Origin of the sequence: Thermodesulfitimonas autotrophica (assembly GCF_003815015.1) — a bacterium.
In the GTDB taxonomy this organism is placed as follows: Bacteria; Bacillota; Desulfotomaculia; order Desulfotomaculales; family Ammonificaceae; genus Thermodesulfitimonas; species Thermodesulfitimonas autotrophica.
Genome location: NZ_RKRE01000004.1, coordinates 12,606 through 29,728, shown reverse-complemented (window position 1 = coordinate 29,728; position 17,123 = coordinate 12,606). Strand labels below are relative to the sequence as shown.

General features: G+C 64.0%; 30 protein-coding genes. All 30 read right to left on the bottom strand.

The features are described 5' to 3' along the window. Window positions 1-139: 139 nt before the first annotated feature. A complete protein-coding gene (locus EDD75_RS11045; RefSeq protein ID WP_245963176.1) occupies window positions 140-439 on the bottom strand; it encodes a CopG family antitoxin in 300 nt (99 codons plus the stop codon). A gap of 101 nt (window positions 440-540) precedes the next feature. Beyond that, window positions 541-717, bottom strand: coding sequence for a BrnT family toxin (locus tag EDD75_RS11305; RefSeq protein WP_211328208.1), 177 nt, complete (start codon window positions 715-717; stop codon window positions 541-543). Window positions 718-759: 42 nt separating this feature from the next. Next, window positions 760-975 carry a hypothetical protein gene (locus tag EDD75_RS11035; protein WP_123932108.1) on the bottom strand — a complete coding sequence of 72 codons (216 nt, stop codon included), beginning with the start codon at window positions 973-975 and terminating at the stop codon, window positions 760-762. Beyond that, window positions 972-1,784, bottom strand: a complete 813-nt coding sequence (locus EDD75_RS11030) for an ArdC-like ssDNA-binding domain-containing protein (protein WP_211328207.1) — start codon at window positions 1,782-1,784, stop codon at window positions 972-974. Before EDD75_RS11030 ends, EDD75_RS11035 begins: the two co-directional genes overlap by 4 nt. Window positions 1,785-1,952: 168 nt before the next feature. After that, a complete protein-coding gene (locus tag EDD75_RS11025; protein WP_123932104.1) occupies window positions 1,953-2,240 on the bottom strand; it encodes a DUF2442 domain-containing protein in 288 nt (95 codons plus the stop codon). Between the two features lie 79 nt (window positions 2,241-2,319). Beyond that, window positions 2,320-2,661: a type II toxin-antitoxin system PemK/MazF family toxin gene (locus EDD75_RS11020; RefSeq protein WP_123932102.1), complete on the bottom strand. Its 342-nt coding sequence runs from the start codon at window positions 2,659-2,661 to the stop codon at window positions 2,320-2,322. Then, window positions 2,651-2,890: a ribbon-helix-helix domain-containing protein gene (locus EDD75_RS11015; protein ID WP_245963175.1), complete on the bottom strand. Its 240-nt coding sequence runs from the start codon at window positions 2,888-2,890 to the stop codon at window positions 2,651-2,653. Before EDD75_RS11015 ends, EDD75_RS11020 begins: the two co-directional genes overlap by 11 nt. Before the next feature lie 164 nt (window positions 2,891-3,054). Further along, on the bottom strand, window positions 3,055-3,333 hold the full coding sequence (locus tag EDD75_RS11010) for a type II toxin-antitoxin system RelE family toxin (RefSeq protein WP_170157819.1): 279 nt from the start codon (window positions 3,331-3,333) through the stop codon (window positions 3,055-3,057). Further along, window positions 3,317-3,565, bottom strand: coding sequence for a hypothetical protein (locus EDD75_RS11005; RefSeq protein WP_123932098.1), 249 nt, complete (start codon window positions 3,563-3,565; stop codon window positions 3,317-3,319). The genes EDD75_RS11010 and EDD75_RS11005 overlap by 17 nt, the downstream gene beginning before the upstream one ends. A gap of 38 nt (window positions 3,566-3,603) precedes the next feature. Further along, window positions 3,604-4,323 carry a hypothetical protein gene (locus EDD75_RS11000; protein ID WP_123932096.1) on the bottom strand — a complete coding sequence of 240 codons (720 nt, stop codon included), beginning with the start codon at window positions 4,321-4,323 and terminating at the stop codon, window positions 3,604-3,606. Window positions 4,324-4,411: 88 nt separating this feature from the next. After that, complete coding sequence (locus EDD75_RS10995) at window positions 4,412-4,663, bottom strand: hypothetical protein (protein ID WP_123932094.1); 252 nt, start codon at window positions 4,661-4,663, stop codon at window positions 4,412-4,414. A 181-nt stretch (window positions 4,664-4,844) separates the two neighbouring features. Then, on the bottom strand, window positions 4,845-5,144 hold the full coding sequence (locus tag EDD75_RS10990) for a hypothetical protein (protein WP_123932092.1): 300 nt from the start codon (window positions 5,142-5,144) through the stop codon (window positions 4,845-4,847). Continuing rightward, on the bottom strand, window positions 5,141-5,557 hold the full coding sequence (locus EDD75_RS10985; protein WP_123932090.1) for a hypothetical protein: 417 nt from the start codon (window positions 5,555-5,557) through the stop codon (window positions 5,141-5,143). The genes EDD75_RS10990 and EDD75_RS10985 overlap by 4 nt, the downstream gene beginning before the upstream one ends. 442 nt (window positions 5,558-5,999) lie before the next feature. Then, entirely contained in the window at window positions 6,000-6,413 is a 414-nt protein-coding gene (locus EDD75_RS10980; RefSeq protein ID WP_123932088.1) for a hypothetical protein, read from the bottom strand. Next, window positions 6,410-6,994: a hypothetical protein gene (locus EDD75_RS10975; protein WP_123932086.1), complete on the bottom strand. Its 585-nt coding sequence runs from the start codon at window positions 6,992-6,994 to the stop codon at window positions 6,410-6,412. Before EDD75_RS10975 ends, EDD75_RS10980 begins: the two co-directional genes overlap by 4 nt. Beyond that, window positions 6,991-7,284 carry a PDDEXK family nuclease gene (locus EDD75_RS10970; protein WP_123932084.1) on the bottom strand — a complete coding sequence of 98 codons (294 nt, stop codon included), beginning with the start codon at window positions 7,282-7,284 and terminating at the stop codon, window positions 6,991-6,993. Before EDD75_RS10970 ends, EDD75_RS10975 begins: the two co-directional genes overlap by 4 nt. Window positions 7,285-7,631: 347 nt before the next feature. Next, the gene (locus EDD75_RS10965; RefSeq protein ID WP_123932082.1) at window positions 7,632-8,549 is read right to left on the bottom strand and encodes a hypothetical protein; all 918 of its coding nucleotides are present in this window, start codon (window positions 8,547-8,549) and stop codon (window positions 7,632-7,634) included. A 156-nt stretch (window positions 8,550-8,705) separates the two neighbouring features. Next, window positions 8,706-9,485 carry a hypothetical protein gene (locus EDD75_RS10960; RefSeq protein WP_123932080.1) on the bottom strand — a complete coding sequence of 260 codons (780 nt, stop codon included), beginning with the start codon at window positions 9,483-9,485 and terminating at the stop codon, window positions 8,706-8,708. Window positions 9,486-9,489: 4 nt separating this feature from the next. Then, on the bottom strand, window positions 9,490-10,041 hold the full coding sequence (locus tag EDD75_RS10955; protein ID WP_123932078.1) for a hypothetical protein: 552 nt from the start codon (window positions 10,039-10,041) through the stop codon (window positions 9,490-9,492). Between the two features lie 16 nt (window positions 10,042-10,057). Continuing rightward, the gene (locus EDD75_RS10950) at window positions 10,058-11,329 is read right to left on the bottom strand and encodes an AAA family ATPase (protein ID WP_211328206.1); all 1,272 of its coding nucleotides are present in this window, start codon (window positions 11,327-11,329) and stop codon (window positions 10,058-10,060) included. Next, complete coding sequence (locus tag EDD75_RS10945; protein WP_123932076.1) at window positions 11,326-12,054, bottom strand: hypothetical protein; 729 nt, start codon at window positions 12,052-12,054, stop codon at window positions 11,326-11,328. Before EDD75_RS10945 ends, EDD75_RS10950 begins: the two co-directional genes overlap by 4 nt. Window positions 12,055-12,079: 25 nt before the next feature. Beyond that, window positions 12,080-12,604: a metal-dependent hydrolase gene (locus EDD75_RS10940; protein WP_123932074.1), complete on the bottom strand. Its 525-nt coding sequence runs from the start codon at window positions 12,602-12,604 to the stop codon at window positions 12,080-12,082. Between the two features lie 8 nt (window positions 12,605-12,612). Beyond that, entirely contained in the window at window positions 12,613-12,810 is a 198-nt protein-coding gene (locus EDD75_RS10935) for a hypothetical protein (RefSeq protein WP_123932072.1), read from the bottom strand. Continuing rightward, the gene (locus EDD75_RS10930; protein ID WP_123932069.1) at window positions 12,807-13,031 is read right to left on the bottom strand and encodes a hypothetical protein; all 225 of its coding nucleotides are present in this window, start codon (window positions 13,029-13,031) and stop codon (window positions 12,807-12,809) included. The genes EDD75_RS10935 and EDD75_RS10930 overlap by 4 nt, the downstream gene beginning before the upstream one ends. A 55-nt stretch (window positions 13,032-13,086) precedes the next feature. After that, window positions 13,087-15,069, bottom strand: coding sequence for a VirD4-like conjugal transfer protein, CD1115 family (locus EDD75_RS10925; protein ID WP_211328205.1), 1,983 nt, complete (start codon window positions 15,067-15,069; stop codon window positions 13,087-13,089). Between the two features lie 27 nt (window positions 15,070-15,096). After that, on the bottom strand, window positions 15,097-15,264 hold the full coding sequence (locus EDD75_RS11250) for a hypothetical protein (protein ID WP_170157818.1): 168 nt from the start codon (window positions 15,262-15,264) through the stop codon (window positions 15,097-15,099). Window positions 15,265-15,266: 2 nt separating this feature from the next. Next, entirely contained in the window at window positions 15,267-15,722 is a 456-nt protein-coding gene (locus EDD75_RS11245) for a hypothetical protein (protein ID WP_170157817.1), read from the bottom strand. Then, complete coding sequence (locus tag EDD75_RS10920; RefSeq protein ID WP_170157816.1) at window positions 15,719-16,012, bottom strand: ribbon-helix-helix domain-containing protein; 294 nt, start codon at window positions 16,010-16,012, stop codon at window positions 15,719-15,721. Before EDD75_RS10920 ends, EDD75_RS11245 begins: the two co-directional genes overlap by 4 nt. 278 nt (window positions 16,013-16,290) lie before the next feature. Continuing rightward, window positions 16,291-16,563: a hypothetical protein gene (locus tag EDD75_RS10915; protein ID WP_123932065.1), complete on the bottom strand. Its 273-nt coding sequence runs from the start codon at window positions 16,561-16,563 to the stop codon at window positions 16,291-16,293. A gap of 44 nt (window positions 16,564-16,607) precedes the next feature. Next, window positions 16,608-16,904, bottom strand: coding sequence for a hypothetical protein (locus tag EDD75_RS10910; RefSeq protein ID WP_123932063.1), 297 nt, complete (start codon window positions 16,902-16,904; stop codon window positions 16,608-16,610). Window positions 16,905-17,123: the final 219 nt, after the last annotated feature.

Below are 17,123 nucleotides of genomic sequence, written 5' to 3'. Positions count from 1 at the left end.
GCGGACACCCTTGCCTTAAGCTAACGACTACCGCTACCTTCGTCGTTCGGGACTTTCACCCTATAGACAGTGCCCATGCCGGGCGCACAACAAAAAGGCCGGGATTTTCTCCCGGCCTTTCTCTCCGTGCCGCTTCGGCCTACGCCCTCTTTTCCTGCTCCCTCCTGATCGCCTCCGCGATCCAGGACCGCAGGAGGGTCTGGTAGGGTATGTCTTTCTCCTTCGCTATCCGCTTCGCCGCCTCAATCTGCGACACCCGCAGCCGCAGGGTGACGCGCTTCGTCTTAGACCGCTCCGCGATCTTCGCAGCCAGCTCGGGCGCGAGCTCGATTTCGTCGGGTTCGAGCTGGTCCCAGTAGTCGGCTACGCTGTGGGTGTCCCAAAAGTCGGCCATCTCCTGCTCGCTCTTGAATTCCGGGATCGTCTTTTCTTCCTTCACCGTTCAACGCCCCCTTTCGCGGCGGTACAGCCGCCTCTCCTTGCGGTCCATATCTCGCGCTGTTACAACGTACACCACACCGCCCGGCCTATCCGCGTATATCACCGCCAGCAGCCGCCCGGCGTCCGTCCTGCCCAACGCCACGCGGGTGCCGCCACGGCCTTTCCGCAAGACCGGTTCGTTGAAAATACCTCTTCAGCCTCTTCCGGCCTCACGCCGTGCTTGGCGATGTGGTTAATGTTCCAGGTGTCCCACCTGAAACGGGCTATCTTCTTCAACAGATTCACCTGCCCCCATCTTACTATTCCGTCTTGCTCCCGTCAATACAAAACCACACACCACTCCGGGCACTCCTCCCACCTTGACGCCGGGACATCGTGCCCGTAGAGCTTCCGCAGGCGGGCGAAGTCCTTCGCAGTTCGCCGGTATCGGTACCCGGCGAACCTGCCCAGGAAGTAGGCCGCGTAGACCGGCCGGCCCCACACGTCCTTCCCGGCAGGGACGTACCGCCAGACGCCGTTGTCGTATTCCCTCACGCCGCCGCACCCCCTTCCTGCCGCTCCCGAACCTCCCAAACCCGCTTCAGGCACTCCGCCACGTCCGACAGGACGCGGAAGATCGCCTTGAGCGCCTGCTGCGGGTCCTGAGAGGAGTAAGCCTTCACGTACTCCCAGGCGTGCCGCAGGTAGCCCGGCATCCCGTACAGGACGCACATCGTCGCGGCGAACACCTCGGCGACAATCTCCTGCTCGGGCACCTGGCCGCCGCGCAGCGGACGGAAGGAGTTATGCACCGCGTGCCCCAGTTCGTGGAACCAGGTCAACACGTCATGGCTGTGCAGGACGATCCGCTTGCCGCCCTGCCAGGCGTAGAAGCCGTAGCAGCCATCGCGCCCGGCGGGTTCGTAGCGGACTTCCCGCACCCCGAACGCTTTGGCTACTTCGACCAGGGGCGGCGGTTCCGGCGGCGCGTAGTCCGGCACCGGCAGCGGCTTCCCCTCCGTGTCCTCGTAACGGAACACGGGGACGTGCCGAAAACCGACGACCGCGGTCCGCTCTTCCTCGCGCTCCTCGCCGGTCTCGGGATCGGTGACGCGCTCGACCTTCTTCTTCGTCACCGGCGCAAAGATGTAGATGGCTTTCGCGCCTTTACGGACATATCGGCCGACCTCCTGCCACTGCCTGTAACCCCGCGCGTCCTCAGTCCCGGCCGCCAGCATCAGGAGGCGGTTGCCCAGACTCCACTTGTCGCACGGTCTGGTGATACCGCCTTTTGGCCGGATCAGGGTGCGGGCGACAGCTTCCGGCAGGTCGCCGGACTCGAACATCTTAAGCAAGCGGCGCAACGCTTCTCTCGCTCCCTCGGCGTTCATTCAAAGCGGGGCGGGCCTCTCCCGGCCCGCCCCATTCACCTCCTTGCGAACGGTTTGCGGGCCGGAAGGCCCTTAAAACCCTTAAAAAGAGAAGCGGCCCGAACATTCAGGCCGCTTCCAAAAACTCGCTTGGTTTTAACTTTACGCGCCCAACTCTTCCGGCAGCTTTAGCGGAACGCTCTTCGCGTAAAGAACGTCCGGGCATATGTCGGCCCCGTTGGGCCAGACCACCGTTTTCGCGTCGGGGTCCGCCTTCACCTGCCGGAAGAAAGCCGGGTCCTTCAGCGGCTCGAACACCGGCCCTTTCAAGAAAGGCCGGGTGTCGACCACGCGGTATTCCCCGGTTTCGAACTCCAGGATCAGGTAACGGTCCCCGACCGGATAAATGCTCCGCACTTCGTGGAGAACGCATTCAACCTTCCCGCTCACTTTCGACAAACGCCTCCCAGCACATCTGCATTAGCTCCGATGAACCCCCGTTTCCCCAAAATCTTCGCGCCGCCGTGGACTACTCCAAACCCAGGCTGATCTTGACCGCCCGGTTCACCTCGCGCATCCGCTCGGCGGAGAGGCTGCCCAATCTCTTCACCAGCCGGGGCTTGTCCACGGTGAGTATCTGGCTGGCGTTCACCGCGCTGCCCCTCTCCAGGCCGCCTTCCCCGGCGCCAAGACGCACCAGGAACGGGTACGTCCTTTCGGGGGCCGCGCTGATCGCCGCCACGATGGTGGTGGGGCTATATCTGTTCCCCACGTCGTTTTGAATGACGAGGGCGGGCCGAAAGCCCGCCTGCTCACTTCCCCGTGCTGGATTGAAATCCACCAGGAAGACGTCGCCCCGCTTAACTTCCATCCCGCAGCACCACCTCGGCTTGCGCCGGAAGGAAGAACTCGGCGTCCGCCTTGTTGGATTCCGCCCAGGCGGCGTACCCTTCCTCCAGCTCCCGCTCCAATTCTTCCCGCTCGGCCCGCCGCAGGAGCTCGGCCACCGCGCCGCTCCTGGTCGTGGACAGCCGCCGCGCCACCCGGTCGAGGACGGCCAGCAGCGGCTCGGGCAGGCTCACTGTGATCTTCGCGCTCACCGAAGCCACCTCCCGATTTAACGGTATCATACCAGGAGGATGAAAGTCAATCATACTTTTCATCACCGAGGCGGCCCGGCACGCCCCATTGCGTTTTAAAAACAAGAAGCGGCCCGCCCTTCCGGGCAAGGCCATTATGACGTCCGTCACCTCTGGGGAGGAAGTTACCTTCTCTTCCGGTACGCTTCGCTGCGATGTTTAATAGACAGGATATGGACCTGTCTTTCTTTGAAATGGTACTCGAACACCACTCTCCAGTCGCCAACCCTCAACCGCAGTTCGGTCCCCGCTCCGCCTTCCAACTTGATCACGTCGCCTTTCGGCGGAAAGCAAGTCAAATTGTTGCTGATGGCCTCTTTGATGCGGGTTTGAACGCTTTTATCCAGTGCCTTCAAATGTCTCTTGGCCCGGGGTGAGAAAATAATCTCAAATTCCCAACTCACGCCAAACATCCTCGGCTTTGATGCCCTTGCCGGCCCGTATTTCGGCCCTTGCCTCTTCAAGTTCCGCAGCTTCTTCCGGCGTGATCTTTTCCGTCGGCCAGGCCATAGATTCCAGGATCACCCGGAGGGCCTCCACCTGATTGTCGGTCAGCCGGTCAATCAAGGCTTTTATGTATTCGCGTGGCACGGCCATATCAATCACCCCAAGGCCATTATAACCGCTCATAAACATTTTTACCACTCCTTTTTCCGCCTTTGAAGGCGGCCCGGTCAAGCGACCGGGCGCGCCTCCAGGGCGAAGAGGCCCTTGTCGAGCCTCTTGAACTTCACGCTCACCTTGCCGCCGACCGCGCCCGACAAGACCTTGGCTACGCCGTTTTTGGCGTAGACCGCAACCTTGCCGTCAGGCCCTTCGCAGTAGGCCCGGAGCACGCCTTTTGAGGTGAGGCGAGCTTCGGTCACCGTGAAGGTGCCGGTCTCTACGTCCCGCTCAGCTTCCGGCTTCTTGACTTCAGCTTCCGGCCTATCCTGGGCTTCGGCTTTAGCTTCGGCCTCCGCCTGGACCCCGCCGTAAGCCTTCAGCACGGCCTCAAACTCCCCGCGCATCCCGGCGGCGAGAAGGTTTGCCGCAAGATACGCAAGGTTGGCGTCGCTCCGGTGCCGCCGACCTACGCGCTCAATCTCGGCATCCAACTGCCGGAGCTCGGCGCGCAGCCGGTCGGCCTCAGCCTTCGCCTGCTGGTAGGAGGCGTCGGCCTGAAGGCGCCGGTTCGTTTCGGCGTTGCGGGAAGCCTCGTTCGGGAACTTCGGCTTCCCGTCGCCGTTGCGCTCGGCGGCGACGGCACCGGCGACCTCGGCCTCGCGGGCCTTCAGGCTGTCGAGGGCCTGGTGCAGCCGGTCCGAAATCTCGGCACGCTTCAGAGTGAGCTCGGCAGCCCGGTCGGGGGCGCTGGAAAGTCGGGTGGCAATTTCACAAAGAACCTCACGCATCGAAAATCGACCTCCCTTAAGTTTTTAACTTGGAAAAAACAAAAAGCCCGGTTCGGGTGTTTTCGCTACCCGAAACCGGGCCTCTCTCTCAATATGCCACTACTTCCCACTCCCGCTCCTTTAGGCGAAACGGGAGGCGGAAATCGTCGATGTTCTTATACAGCTCGCCGCAACATTTGCACTCGAAGATCCTGATCTGGCCCACCTGCTGCCGCCACGTGAGTTCGCCGGTGGCCGGGTCGACGTTCCAGATATCGCCCGCGGCGGAGATCAGCAGCAGGTTGCCGCCGCACTTCGGGCAGGTGTAGGGGAACCTCGCCTCAAGGTCGAGATAAGACACCTCTCGCGGGGAAGACGGGCCCCGGCAGCCCGCTTCCCGATTCACCTCCTGAACCAGGGTTGCGGGCCCGCCGGGGAAAGGCCCTGGTAATTTGTGTTCTCCCGGGCGCGGCTCCCCTGCCGCCGCGCCCTGAAGGGAAACACCCCTCTAGGGCGGGGCAGGGGCCCGCCGCGCCGCGAAGCTACTCTTTGAAAAGCCTCACGATGCCCGCGCGAAGGTCGTGCCACGGCACCGTGAACCGGTAGCCGCCTCTCACGGACCGGAAGAGCACAAAGCGCTCGTAAAGGGCCTCGACCTCGGCGGTTATCACGCTCGGGAAGGGATAGGCTTTGCCGATCCCCACCGCCTCGCGGGCGGGATCGACCCTCACCTTGAGGCCGACACCCAGCTCCCCGGGTGCGGTGAGCTTCAAAGCTTCGCGTCGGGCGCCTTCAAGCGCTTGAGGCAGCAGGGGTATACCGAAGAAGGTAGCGACGCTCACGCCGCAGCACCCCCTTTCAGCCGCTCAAGCGCCCACTCGCGCACCGCCGTCGCAGGACCGGCCCCGTAGGCGACAACCAGCACGGCCAGCGCCGCCGGGAGCCAGTATTTCGCCGTGAACACCACGCCCAGGGCGAGGACGACCAGCAGGACCAGCGCGGCCAGGGGACCGAAGGGGGCCGCAAACGCCGCACGGAAAATATCCCGCAGGGTTTCCGGCGCAACCCGCAGCGTCGCCCGGGCGCACGCCCTCGCCACGCGAAACGCAGGGCACCGATTGTAGGCGCGGTTGGCCGCGACCACCATCCCCGCGAGCCAGGCGAGAAGCGCAAGGCACGCGGTGAAAACACCCTGGGCGACAGCAGCGCAGACCTTCGCAAGCGCACTCACCAGAACAGACGCAAAAACTCCCATTTTTGACATAAACCCGGGGCAACCGTCAGGCCCGGCCACCCCTTGAATCACCCCTTTCTTGATTGGAGTGATTTGTCGGGGCGGCCTTTGCCCCGAAAAGGCTCTATAAAAACGCGAAAGGGCACCGCGGCGCGTGGTGCCTGACTCCCGAAGGCCTCAACGGGAGACTCACGCGCGCGGTACCCTGCCGCGCTCTTCAAAAGCAAAGACGAGCCTCTACCGGCCCGTTTCGCTCACAGAAACGTCACTCTCGCGTTCCGGAAAGGAACGCCTTGCCCTCTGGAAAGGTGAGGGGAAACAAAAACTTGCCCGGTGCAGAACCGGGGGGAACACGTCCTCGCAGACGTCTTGCCGCCTTAAAGGCGGGAGGAAAGGGCTGAAGCCCTGAAAAACACTGACTAAGTATATTATACCACAAAAGGTGCGGCACGCAACAACCTGTCTACGATCTCTTCAAACACTCCCGCAAAGGTTTTTCTTTCAGGTCCGCCAGGGCACAACAGTATTCTCCGACCCGCACCTGCCCCTCACTCGCGCGCACCGGCAGGACCTGACCTTTCGGGAAAAGCGCCTTCGCGCCCTCGCACCTGCCGCCAGCCTCTTCGAGCCGCGCCGCGAACCACGCCAAAGCCTCCTGCTCCCCCGACGGCCGCGCCCCGTCGAGGCACCAGAACTCTTTGCCCTGGTAGCGGGCCGGGAAAGCGTAGCCGGCCCCTCTCAGGTGCCGCAGAGCCTTCGCCAGCTCCTTGGGCTTCAGCTTCAGCGCCACCAGGAGAGCGGCGAAGGGAGCGGGACCGGCGCGGCGGAGGAAATCCAAGGCGCGGGCGGCCTTCGGAGAAGTCACGAAGCCTTTCACAAAACCACCCGCCCCTCGCAGTAGTCGCGCCAGAGCTGCTGCAGCGACCGCAAATGTTGCAGGTCCGTCACTCCCCGTTTTTTCGCGAAGCGCACCGCGCCCTTCGCGTCCGTCATTTCCTTGACCAGATGTCTGACGTAACCCACCGCATCGACTTTAACCAGCTTTCCTTCCCTGCTCACACCCACCACGAAAACATCGGCGAATACGTTCATCGCCCGGGCCAACCGGGGGGCGTTGACAACCGCTTCATCCTCTACAAAGAGGCCAAAAACGGCCAGCTGCCCACCCTCCGCGCTCCCCGGCGGCAACGGGAAGCCCGCCCGATCGTAAGCGCCCAGCGCGGAGGCAAAGATGAAGACGTAGGCGCGCCCGTCCGCCACCACGCCCTGCCCCCATCTTTCGCTGAAAACCTTCCCACCTGTCCTTTCGAGGCATGTCTGCACCGCCGCCATCAACAGCTCCCACAGCGCGCCGGCCGCCCTGTCCCGCTCCTCTTCTGTCAGGCGGTCCTTCGCGCCCACCAGCCGCTCCAGCCGCTTCGCGGCCTTGGTAAACCGCGCCTTCCCGGTCTTGCTCACCGCGCAACCCTCCTCTCCACGAAGCCTTCCCTGTCCCGCCACAGCCAGATTTCCTTGCGGGCGCACGGCGGCACCGATACCACCTCAAGCTCTCGCAAGACCTTCGCCAGGCCGCCGTTGCCGCTCTTCACGCGCTTGACCTGCACGAAGCGGACGACCTCTCCATCGAGCGCCACCAGGTCGAAAGGGCTCTTCGACCCTGCAGCCCGGATCACCGCGAAGCCTTCCGCCTCCAGCCGCTTCTTCGCCTCCAGCTCCGCCCGGTAGCCGCGCCGGTAGTTTTTTGGCATAGCGAAACACCTCCCGAATAGCGAAACACCTCCCGAAAAAGAAAGGGGCCGCCGCGCGGCGGCCCCTTCGTGTGGGACAAAAGACCCCAGAGACCATCCCGGAAAAAAAGACACCAAAGAACGACCTTAAAAAGACTTTAAAAGAAGGCGTGCCGGTCTCTCTTAAAAGAGACCGGCACGCACTTTAAAGTCTTTAAGGTCTTTAAAGTATTTCACCGGAACCGGGAAGCTTACAGCCGCAAGCGGTTCCGGCGTCGAAATGTCCTATTGATTACTAACCCCCGTCCTATTGACTACTAACCTCCGTCCTATTGATTACTAACCTCCGTCCTATTGATTACTACTACCTAATTTTTACCATCGCCCTCAAGTCCTTGTTTTTTCCTGTTTCGCATCTGGATCACGCAGTAGTCGCCGTCGAACTTCCACCACTCGATAAAGCCCGCTTGCCGGAGATCGTCCAACGCCGCCTTCAGCCGCTTGACGTTTTTATCGCGCCTCTTGTCCTGCAGCCGCATCTTATCTATCAAAGTGTCTATCTTCGGGTGGAGCGGATGGCCTCTCTTTGCAGGCGTGATCCCGGACAGGTAAAAAAGCAGGTTCTGCACGTGCCTGCCCGCCTTGGTGCGCCCGTAGGTGGACTTTAAAGCGGCAAGCGGTATTCTGGCCTTCGGCACGTCCAGGGCCAGCGCGCGGAGTAACGGCCTGCAAAGCTGCGCCGCGACCGTGGCCTCTCGCCGCTTGCCGTCCACTACCGCCTCGAAAAACTCCAGGTGGGGCACCAGGACCGTATGCGTCTCGCGGCGGCCCTCCACCTTGACCGTCCTGCCCCGCTTGTCTTTGACTTCCTCGGTGAAGAAGTCGACGTTCATATAACGGCAGTGGTGGAGCGTCAGGAGCGCGTTTTTCATCCGCATCCGGTTCGGCCCGTTCGGCGTCAGGCCCACGGTGCGGCACAGCTCGCCCAGCGTGGTCTTCACGGTGTCGCCGTTCCTCCTTTCGAGCCACAACGTGGACAACGCGGCCAGCGCGAGCCGTGCGTCCGGCAGGTACCCGAACATATGCGCCATCTCGCGGGGCATGTAGACCACCCGGAACCCGTCTTTGTAAGCGACGGAATGGATCGGTACCCTCCTGTACTCGTTGATCCCTTTGTCGAAGACAAGCTCCTGCATCGTCACCTTGACGCCGGTTTCCGGCGGGGAGAACAGCCCCACGTCCCTCGCCAGGTTCCTTTCCATTTCCACGTGTTCTTTTTCTTCCATCGGAACGCCTCCTTCCTGCCCGGCGCGCGGTCGCCCGCGCCCGGGCCGAATTCAGCGTTTGTCGTCGATTACCGGCATCTTCTCGCCCCCTCGTCTGTGATGGTAGCGGAAAACCGGAGAAGAAGCAAGGCCCGGCTTTCTCAGCCGGGCCCCTCTCTACGCCAACCTGCCCCTCAGCCGCAGCCGCAGCTTCCGGCTGCCCCTGTCGAAGCTCGCCACGGCGCACGTCACCCGGTCGCCCCTGGAAACTTCCCCGACGAGCGGGTAGGGGGCAAGGCCCAAAACGCCAGGGGCCAGGTCCGGCTCGACGAAAACGTGCTTCGCGCCGTCCGTGCGGACCACGGTGCCGGAGATAAACTGCCCGCGCCTGAAGTCTACCCTCTCCCAGGGATCGGGGAGCGCCTTGCGCACGGACGCCTCCACCAGACCCGTCTGCGGGTCGACCCTGGTGGCCATGACCCTCACCCTGCTCCCGGGAGGGTATTGCTCCGAAAGCGTTTTCACAAGGCTCACCAGGGCTTCCCTGCGCGGGACCTCGGCCAGCGCGCCGCCTATGTCCACCAGAAGCTTCGGCGGGTCGCCGGGAACGACGCAGCGCACGGTCGCCTCCCAGACGCGCTCCGGGTCCCCGGCCAGCTTCGGCAGCACCCGCTCCGCCGCCTCGGCCATCGCCTCGCGCGCGGAGCACGCGGCCAGGCCGTTCTCCCGGTCGATACCTTTCACCTTCACGCGGATTTCCTGCCCCACGAAGCGGGGCATCAGCTCTTTCGGCACGCCCGCCTCGGAGGCGGGCACCAGGCCGCGCACCCCGTCAAGGTCAGGGAAGGTCAGGACCCACGTGGGCGTGCCGTCGGGAAAGTCGAGGCCGCCGACGAGGGCTTCCAGGGTTACGCCTCTTTCCTTCGCTTGAAACAGGACTTCCATCGGGTCTCTCAACGGATCATCCCCCCTGTTTGTTTTTCAGCTCGAAACCGGCAAGCCAGACCGTGTAGGGGCTCTTCGTCACCCACGGATCGCCACCCTCGGCCGCCACGCGCAGCGTCAGGCATTCCGCCCCCGCGACGCGCAACGCCACCCGGGCGGGGCTGGTCAAGAGCGCATCCTTGCTCACCCGACGCGACCAGGCCTTCTTCCCGTCGAGGTAAACCTCCACCAGCGTCGGAGCGTAGCTTTCGAGGTTCTTGCGCGGGACCGGCTGCGTGAGCGTGAACGCTGCGGCAGAGTACCTCTTGGAGAGAACCCAGGTTACGGTCGCCGCGCGCGTTTCGTTCCAGTCCCCGCGGGGTCTTATCTCCACCACGCTCCGGTAAAGGGCGCCGGAGATGTCCGGGTCCGTGGGGGTTATCTCGCGAACGGCCACCGGCCCGGCCGGCAGGGGCACCGGTCCGCGCGCGGGCCTGCGGGAGGAGACTCCTCCTCCCGCCCCCACGATGAGCAAGACGGCCCCGAGCAGCACCGCGAGCGCCGCCACCATTGCTTTCTTTGCGTCCATAGAAGGAACCCCCTTTTCACTCCGCGAAGTCCTCCGCGGTCAGTACGTCCACCCCGCCTTCGCCCCTGGCGATCCGCAGGGCCGCGGCCTGCTCCGCCTTCTCCACCAGGTTCCGCGCGAAGCGACCGTTGCCCATCTCCCCGATCCGATAGGCGTCCCGCCGGAACCGCTCCAGCAGCACCTTCTCGGCCTCGGGGGTCAATCTCCAGCCGCGTTTTGAGGCGTAGAGGCCCGCGATCTCTAGCAGCTCCTCCGGCGTGTAGTCCGGAAACTCCAGGGTAAAGGCGATCCGGGATTCCATGCCGGGGTTGAGCTTGAACAGTTCCCGCATCTCGTCGGTGTAGCCCGCCAGGATCACACAGAGGTCCTCCCGGCGGTCCTCCATCGCCTTGATCAGCGCGTCAAGAGCCTCCCGGCCGAAGTCCTGCTCGCCGCCCCGCGCCAGCGAGTAGGCCTCGTCCACGAAAAGGACGCCGCCCAGAGCCCTCTTCACCACTTCCTGCGTCTTCAGCGCGGTCTGGCCGATGTAGCCTGCCACCAGCCCGCTCCGGTCGGTTTCCACTAAATGCCCGGACGGCAACACTTCCAGCGCCCGGAACAGCCTGCCCACCAACCTTGCTACGGTGGTCTTGCCCGTGCCGGGGTTGCCGAGGAAGGCCATATGGAGGGTCTGCCTCAGCGGGGGCAACCCCTGCTCGCGCCGCTCCCGGTCTGCGACCACGAGGGCGACCACGCGGCGCAGGGCATCCTTCACGGGACCGAGGCCCACCAGAGACTCGATCTCGCGCCAGACGTCCTCGACCGTTTCCTCTCGCGCCGCAACTCCCCCTCCGGCCTGCGCGGAGGCCGCTATTCGCCGGGCGGCCTCGGCGTTAACCTGCGCCTGTTCATATGGTGGCAGCCCGCAGCCCGGAAGGAAAGCGCCGGCTTCCGGAGGAGGCTCGTAGCGCTCGCGGTAGACGTGCTGCCAGTAGAGGTAGTAGTAGCCCCCCGCGACCAGCAGCGCCAGCAGCGCGAGGGGGCCGCTGCCGGCCTTCAGGAGCGCCCCGGCGGCCAGCGCGCCAACCCCAAAGGGCCACCAGCGCAAAACAAAAGGCCCGAACACGTGCCGCTGCGAGCGGTAAAGGTAAAAGAGGTACGCGCCCTCGGCCGCAAACGCCGCGACCGTGGACGCGGTGCTCCCCACGTGAAACACGGCGTCAAACAGGATCGACGTGACCAGGAAGGGCCAGGTCAACCTCAACGCCGGCAGCAGGATCGTGAAAAACACATACGTCATCGGGTTCATCGAATCTCACACTCCTCCTGGGCAACGGGATTTGCAAGGATCAGCGGGAACCAGGGGCCGGCAGAAGCGTTGCCGTCCGCGTCCCCGGCAGTGCCGATCTTCAGCACCATCTGGTCCCCCTTTGCCTCCACCTTCACCGGAGAAAGCAGGAGGCGGTCCTTTGTCGCGTAAACCTCCCTAACCACCGTTCCGTCGACCAGAACCGTTACCGTGGTCTTGTAGGCGTAGTCGGTCAGGCTCGCGCCCCCAAACTTCTGACAAACGCCGAACTCCAGGGTCTTGCCGTTCAAGGGAACCACGAGCTGCACCCCGGACGTCTCGGGGCTCACGGCCTGGGGGTCACGGCAGAGTGGCTCCAGCGCCAGGCCGGAAACCTTGCCCCCGGCCACGGTCTCCCACTCGCCCGGGTCTATTCTGACTCCTATATAGTCGCTCGAACGGTTGACGTATAGCGGCAGCCCCGCAATCTCCGCCCTGTCCTGCACGTCCACCTGTTGCTCCTGCTTCTGCCGCGGGCGGGCTTCCCTCTCCTGCTGCTCCGGGCGCAACCGCCAGTCTCCTTGCTGCGCCTGCTCTCGCGCCGCCACGGAGCCGGGGACAGGCTGCCGGTGCTCGCCTGACAGAGCAACGCCCAGGATGACCACCAGAACGGTCACCGTGAGAAAGATCGCCGTCGCGTGCTCTCTTAAGCGCTCCTTCAGCGCATTAAAGTTGAAGTTGCTCACGATGATACACTCCTCTCGGTGAAAATTAAAGCACTCCTCCTATCCGCAACGCCCCCAAAACAAAGAAGAGCGCAGCCGGGAGCTCCGTCAGGGGATCTCCCGTCTTGAGCGGCCCCGCGATGTGGTTCAGCCGCGCCAGGCTCCCCGGCAGGACCAGCGGAGCGAACGGCTCCACGCCGGAGCGGGTGCAGGCGTCAAGCGCCAGGTGCGAGAGCCCGCCCGCGAGAGAGGCCGCGAACAAGACGGGGAGGCCAGGCCACGAAACGTAGGTAACAGCGTAAACCCCCAGCAGGGCGCCGGCGAAGGCCAGGCCCAGCGACGCTACCAGGCAGAACCAGACCGTGTGGGTCACCGTCCGGTGCCCGAAGAGACCGCTCAAAACGGCCGCTATTAGAGGCGCCTTCCTCCCCACAGTGCTCCCCGGGTGGTCGATATCCGGCAGCAGGCCCGCCAGGGCGCCTATGACCGCTCCGGCAAGCGGGTCGCCGAAGGCTTTCCCGGCCAGGGCGCCGAAGAAGCCCCCCGCCGCCGCGTGCGCGTGCCCGGTCATCCTCAAGATCACCTCCTCTGCAAAGACTCAACCGCCTCGCGAAAATCCGCAAGCGCAGCCTGAAGTTTCCTCCGCCTCGCGGTCGCCACGTCCGCCACGCGCTCGGCGAACGGCAGACCGAGCCCGCGGAGGCGCGTTTCCTCCCACCACAGCGCCCTCGCCACCAGGAGGGCGGCCCTCTCGACAAGCGACACCAGCACTCTCACCGTCCTCCACCTCCTTTCTTAACGGCAAAAAGACTCGCGCCCGCCGCGACCTGGTTTTTCGTGACGCAGAAGCAGTAGCCTTCGGGAGCACGGATCGCGACCAGCCTCTCCGTCATCTGCACCACCACGCCCCCGGAGCAATAGCCCTCGGCGGGCTTCGCCCCTCCGGGCCAACTCACGGTCACGCGGTCGCCCGGACGGATCCCGTCGAAACCCATCACGGCAAACACCTCCTTAAAAAACAGAAAGCCCCGGGGTGCTTCCCGGGGCTTCTTCTTAGATGCCGAACCTCTCGACCACATCTTCGACGTCTTCATCCGGCTCGGGCGGCCTCCTCCCGCCGCCGCGCTCGGAGTCCCGGCTGCGCCGGGGCCTTTCCGGTTCTTCCTGCGCTTCCGGCACCTCCGGGAGCTCCACCTTTATATCTCCCCGCTCGGGGCAGACATCGGCCAGCGTCCGGGCAGCCAGGGTTTGGATCTCCTTCGCCTGCGGCAGCTCCGTCCAGCCGAGCTTTTCGAGATACAGCGGCAGGCACCACCTGATGAGGGCGACCGCCGCCATCGGATCCATCCGGGAGAGCTCCTCCGGCTCCATCAGTGCCCGGCGCTTCACCCCCTCGGTCCTGCGAGCCAGGGTGAAGTGTTTCTGCCCCGGCAGCGTGGCGTCTTTTCGCTCCGCCTGGGCGTAGACCGCCGCTTCGCCGAGCCGGGAGGAGAAGTAGCGCGTGGTGGTGGCGTCGTCGCCCCCGAGGAAGAGCTGGATCGGGCAGTTGGAGAGGATCGCCTCTTTTTCCGCATCCCCGTAGACGTCCTGCAGCTGCTTCAGCCCCTGCAGGACGAACTGTATCTTGATCCCGAGCGACCGGGCCGTGGAGATGACCTCCACGAAGCCGGGCACCTGCCCCACATTCGCGAACTCGTCCAGGAGAAACCGGGTCGGGTTGGGAAGCCTCCCGCCGCTCTCCGCCGCCAGGCCGTAAAGACGCCGGAAGAAGAAGTAGTAAAAGGTCGCCAGCACCGGCTTCAGGTGCGCCGCGTTGACCGGCAGGACACAGAACAGCGCCGCCTTCTCCCTGCCGATAGCGCTCAGGTCGATCTCCTGCCTGCTCAGCAGCTTCGCCACGCCCTCCGAACGGATCACGTTAAGTTTTGCGCTCAGGCCCGACACAGCGTTTTCGTAGTTAGAGCTCACCGCGCCGCGCCACTCCTCGTAGCCGGACTGCGGGAGCCTCCCCGCCCGGTAGGCCGCCTCGAAGCGCGCGTCCAAGGCCTCCAGCGGCCAGGACAAGAGCGACAGCGCGCTCCTCAGGTGCGCCTGCTCCTCCGGGAAGTCGGCCTGGAGCAAATAGACCAGCGCCTTGAGCAGTTGTATCTCCTTCATCACGAAGTAGCCGCTCTTGTCCTTCGCCGCGTTCTGCACTATCGCGGTCGCGAACGCGGTTATCTCTTCGTCATCCCTGCACTCTAAGACCGGGTTCCAGCAGGAGCTCCACTGCGGGTACGCCAGGTTGAACAGGTACACCTCGTAGCCCTTCTCCCTCAGCCACGGGGCCAGCAGGCATGCCAGCTCCCCTTTCGGGTCGGTGAGCACCAGGGACTCACCTTCCATCGCCGCCGCGACCGCGTTCGGGATGACGAAGGAGAAGGTCTTGCCCGCGCCCGTGCCCGCGACCACCAGGGCGTGGGCCGGAAGGGGCGGCCTGCACCTGTCGAGAACCGCCCGAACCACCTGCCCGCGCATCTTGCCCAGGACGGTGCCCCCTTTGCGAGGGGCCGGAGGGCCGAACTCGCAGACGTGGGTCACGTCCGCGAACCCGGCCCAACGGCTCGTCCCCGCCTCCGGGTGGCCCGTAGCCACCTTCAGACCGTGGACGTGCCTCTCGTCATGCACCCCGCCCCGGCCTGCGAGCGCGAAGAGCAGCCCGGCGCAGGCCCCGGTATAAAGACCATAGCGCGCGTAGAGGTCCCATCCCGCGAGCGGCTGCAGGGTGAGCCAGAGCCGCCAGTCCACGGGGGCCCCCACCAGCGCGGCAGGGGCACCCACCAGCGCGCCGCCGGCGGCCGCCCCCAACAGTATCAGGTACCACCTGCGGGTGAAAAGAGACGCCGCCGCGCACCCCAGCGCTAGGCACACCAGCACCGGGTAACTGCTGACGAGCCACCAGCACGCACCCACCAGCACCCCGACGGCCAGCAGCACCAGCCAGAGCTTCGTGATCCACGTCACCACAGAGAATTCGAAAGATTTAAAAAGGTTCACAGACCGCCACTCCTTTCCCTGGTGTCCTTAAAATAGCGCCTTCAAAAAAGCGATCGCCGCCAGGGCACCAACCGCCCAGAGCACGAGCTTCCACCCCAGTCGCGGGAGGAAGAGCGCCAGGGCCGCGCCAACGACGATAGCCGTGACTGCCCCCGCCGCGACCGGCGAAGCGTGAGTATTTTCCACCGGTGCCACTATCACCGCCGTCGCCCCCTTTCCCCGCCGAGCACGCGACCCGGCTTTATTTTTGGGACCATCTCTCTCAGTGTTTGCAGGTCCTCCGGCGAAGGCCGGAACCAGACCCTCTTCCCGGTTTCCCGGTCGCAAGCCCAGGGCTTCAGGAAGAGCCACGCCACGCCGCTCTTCCTGAACCCGGCCGCCCAGTCCAGAACCACGCCGCGCCTCTCTTCCAGGAGCCGCGCGGATTTAAGTACCAGGTCCTCCGGGCGCAGGCGCCAGGCCCCTCTGGCGGGCTGGAGCACCAGGCAGTAGAGCTTCACCTGCCACTTTGCCGCGGGATAGGTGCCCTCCGTGAAGAACTCGGTGGGCCTCAGGCAGGGCCAGTCGCTCCGGGCGTCCATCAGCCGCCGGAAGGACGTCAGCAGCCTCACCGCACTTTCCTCGCTGACCACGGCCAACACCTTGACCCTCATCTCCGCTTCTCCTCCATCCGCTTGATCTGCGCGGTCGCCTCCGCAAGAAGCCGCCGCGCCTCCTCCACCCTGGCCTCCGGTTCCAGGTCGCGCAGCGCCGCCAAAAGGCACGCCCGGGCGAAGACCTCCGCCCGGCGGGCGAACTCCGCCGCCTCCAGGTCGCACGTAAGCCTCTCGACCGCCAGCGCGACCAGGGAAGACACGCTGACGTGCCGCCGCGCCGCCTCGGTTTTGATCCTCTCCGCCGTCTCGGCGGGCAGCGTGACGCTCAGCCGCTCGGTCTTCCTCAAAGCGACCACCTCCTTATAAAAACGAAAAAATTGGGGTCAAAAAATTTGACCCCGGGAATATCCAAATCTTCCAACCGGCCTGCTACGCAGCCACGGGCGCGTTCCTTATTAGCGGAAGCACACCCCGAATCCAGAAGCCGCGCACCGCCGGGAACGGGAGCGTGTAGGTCAGGGAAGGTCAAACCTGCACCCCCGCTAACCTAAAGGTTAGGAGGGCGCTTGCGCGCCGACGGGAGGAGGCGAAAAGATCGGGTACCGTCTTCCGATCCCTTTTTAGCTCATCGCGAAGAATATTCTTTTGCTAATTGATTTAAGATCTCAAGCATCTCCTCAAGTATCTCCCGTCGCTTGCCTTCGTCGGGGATGTTTTTATCCTGCATCACCACCTCCGGTGCTATTTCCTGGCAGTAAGCGATTAGCCGCGCCACCCCTGTTATATCTTCTTCGCTTGCAGGCTCCTTTGGAGCCTTTTTTGTGTTTTCCCCGGTACCCCATAGCTGCAACCATTCCTTTTCTAGACGCTTGACGTACAAGTTAATTACCTCGCCCATCGCAAGGAACGCCCCTTTGACCCTATTTTCTCCCAGTGCCCCGACTAGAAGCCCGGGTTGTTCAGCACCTGCATTACCTCTTGCACCGGCGCGGTGAGCTGGTTAATCGCGTCTTGCACCTGTGCAGCCAAAAAACCCGTGCCAGCCAAAGTGTTGCATGCCAGTATAACCAGCGCGCAGAACAAAACCATATCGGCTATCATCGCCCCGGCGACCCGACCGCAGGCGGAAGCGAACGCGGCCTGAAGCGTCACCCGGACAACCGCCAACCCGAAAAGCCCGGCCGCCACAAAGGTTAGACCGTGGATTACGGTTGTGGTATAATCGCAGTAGGGAAACATCTCTCAATTCACCTCCTTATCTTTCTTGGGAGGCCGGAAGCGCGCCGCGAACGTCTTCCGGTTCTTTCTTTTTTTGCCTCCCGTAAAACGAAAGCGCGCCGCAGGTCCCGAAAAGGCCGAAAGCCTTCGAGAGTTTCACGGCGCGCTTGTCCTCCCTTTCACGCCTGTTGGGAGGAGTCTCGGTATTAACCCCCGAGCCGGGTATGTTTCCCGGTGTTT

What these genes read in the sequence shown, in the direction of transcription:
- EDD75_RS10970 (WP_123932084.1), bottom strand. Translation starts at nt 7,284, where the DNA reads ATGCCAAAAAACTACCGGCGCGGCTACCGGGCGGAGCTGGAGGCGAAG.
- EDD75_RS11245 (WP_170157817.1), bottom strand. Translation starts at nt 15,722, where the DNA reads ATGAGGGTCAAGGTGTTGGCCGTGGTCAGCGAGGAAAGTGCGGTGAGG.
- EDD75_RS11000 (WP_123932096.1), bottom strand. Translation starts at nt 4,323, where the DNA reads ATGCGTGAGGTTCTTTGTGAAATTGCCACCCGACTTTCCAGCGCCCCC.
- EDD75_RS11020 (WP_123932102.1), bottom strand. Translation starts at nt 2,661, where the DNA reads ATGGAAGTTAAGCGGGGCGACGTCTTCCTGGTGGATTTCAATCCAGCA.
- EDD75_RS10915 (WP_123932065.1), bottom strand. Translation starts at nt 16,563, where the DNA reads ATGGGCGAGGTAATTAACTTGTACGTCAAGCGTCTAGAAAAGGAATGG.
- EDD75_RS10965 (WP_123932082.1), bottom strand. Translation starts at nt 8,549, where the DNA reads ATGGAAGAAAAAGAACACGTGGAAATGGAAAGGAACCTGGCGAGGGAC.
- EDD75_RS10985 (WP_123932090.1), bottom strand. Translation starts at nt 5,557, where the DNA reads ATGGGAGTTTTTGCGTCTGTTCTGGTGAGTGCGCTTGCGAAGGTCTGC.
- EDD75_RS10955 (WP_123932078.1), bottom strand. Translation starts at nt 10,041, where the DNA reads ATGGACGCAAAGAAAGCAATGGTGGCGGCGCTCGCGGTGCTGCTCGGG.
- EDD75_RS10940 (WP_123932074.1), bottom strand. Translation starts at nt 12,604, where the DNA reads ATGACCGGGCACGCGCACGCGGCGGCGGGGGGCTTCTTCGGCGCCCTG.
- EDD75_RS10950 (WP_211328206.1), bottom strand. Translation starts at nt 11,329, where the DNA reads ATGAACCCGATGACGTATGTGTTTTTCACGATCCTGCTGCCGGCGTTG.
- EDD75_RS11005 (WP_123932098.1), bottom strand. Translation starts at nt 3,565, where the DNA reads ATGTTTATGAGCGGTTATAATGGCCTTGGGGTGATTGATATGGCCGTG.
- EDD75_RS10910 (WP_123932063.1), bottom strand. Translation starts at nt 16,904, where the DNA reads ATGTTTCCCTACTGCGATTATACCACAACCGTAATCCACGGTCTAACC.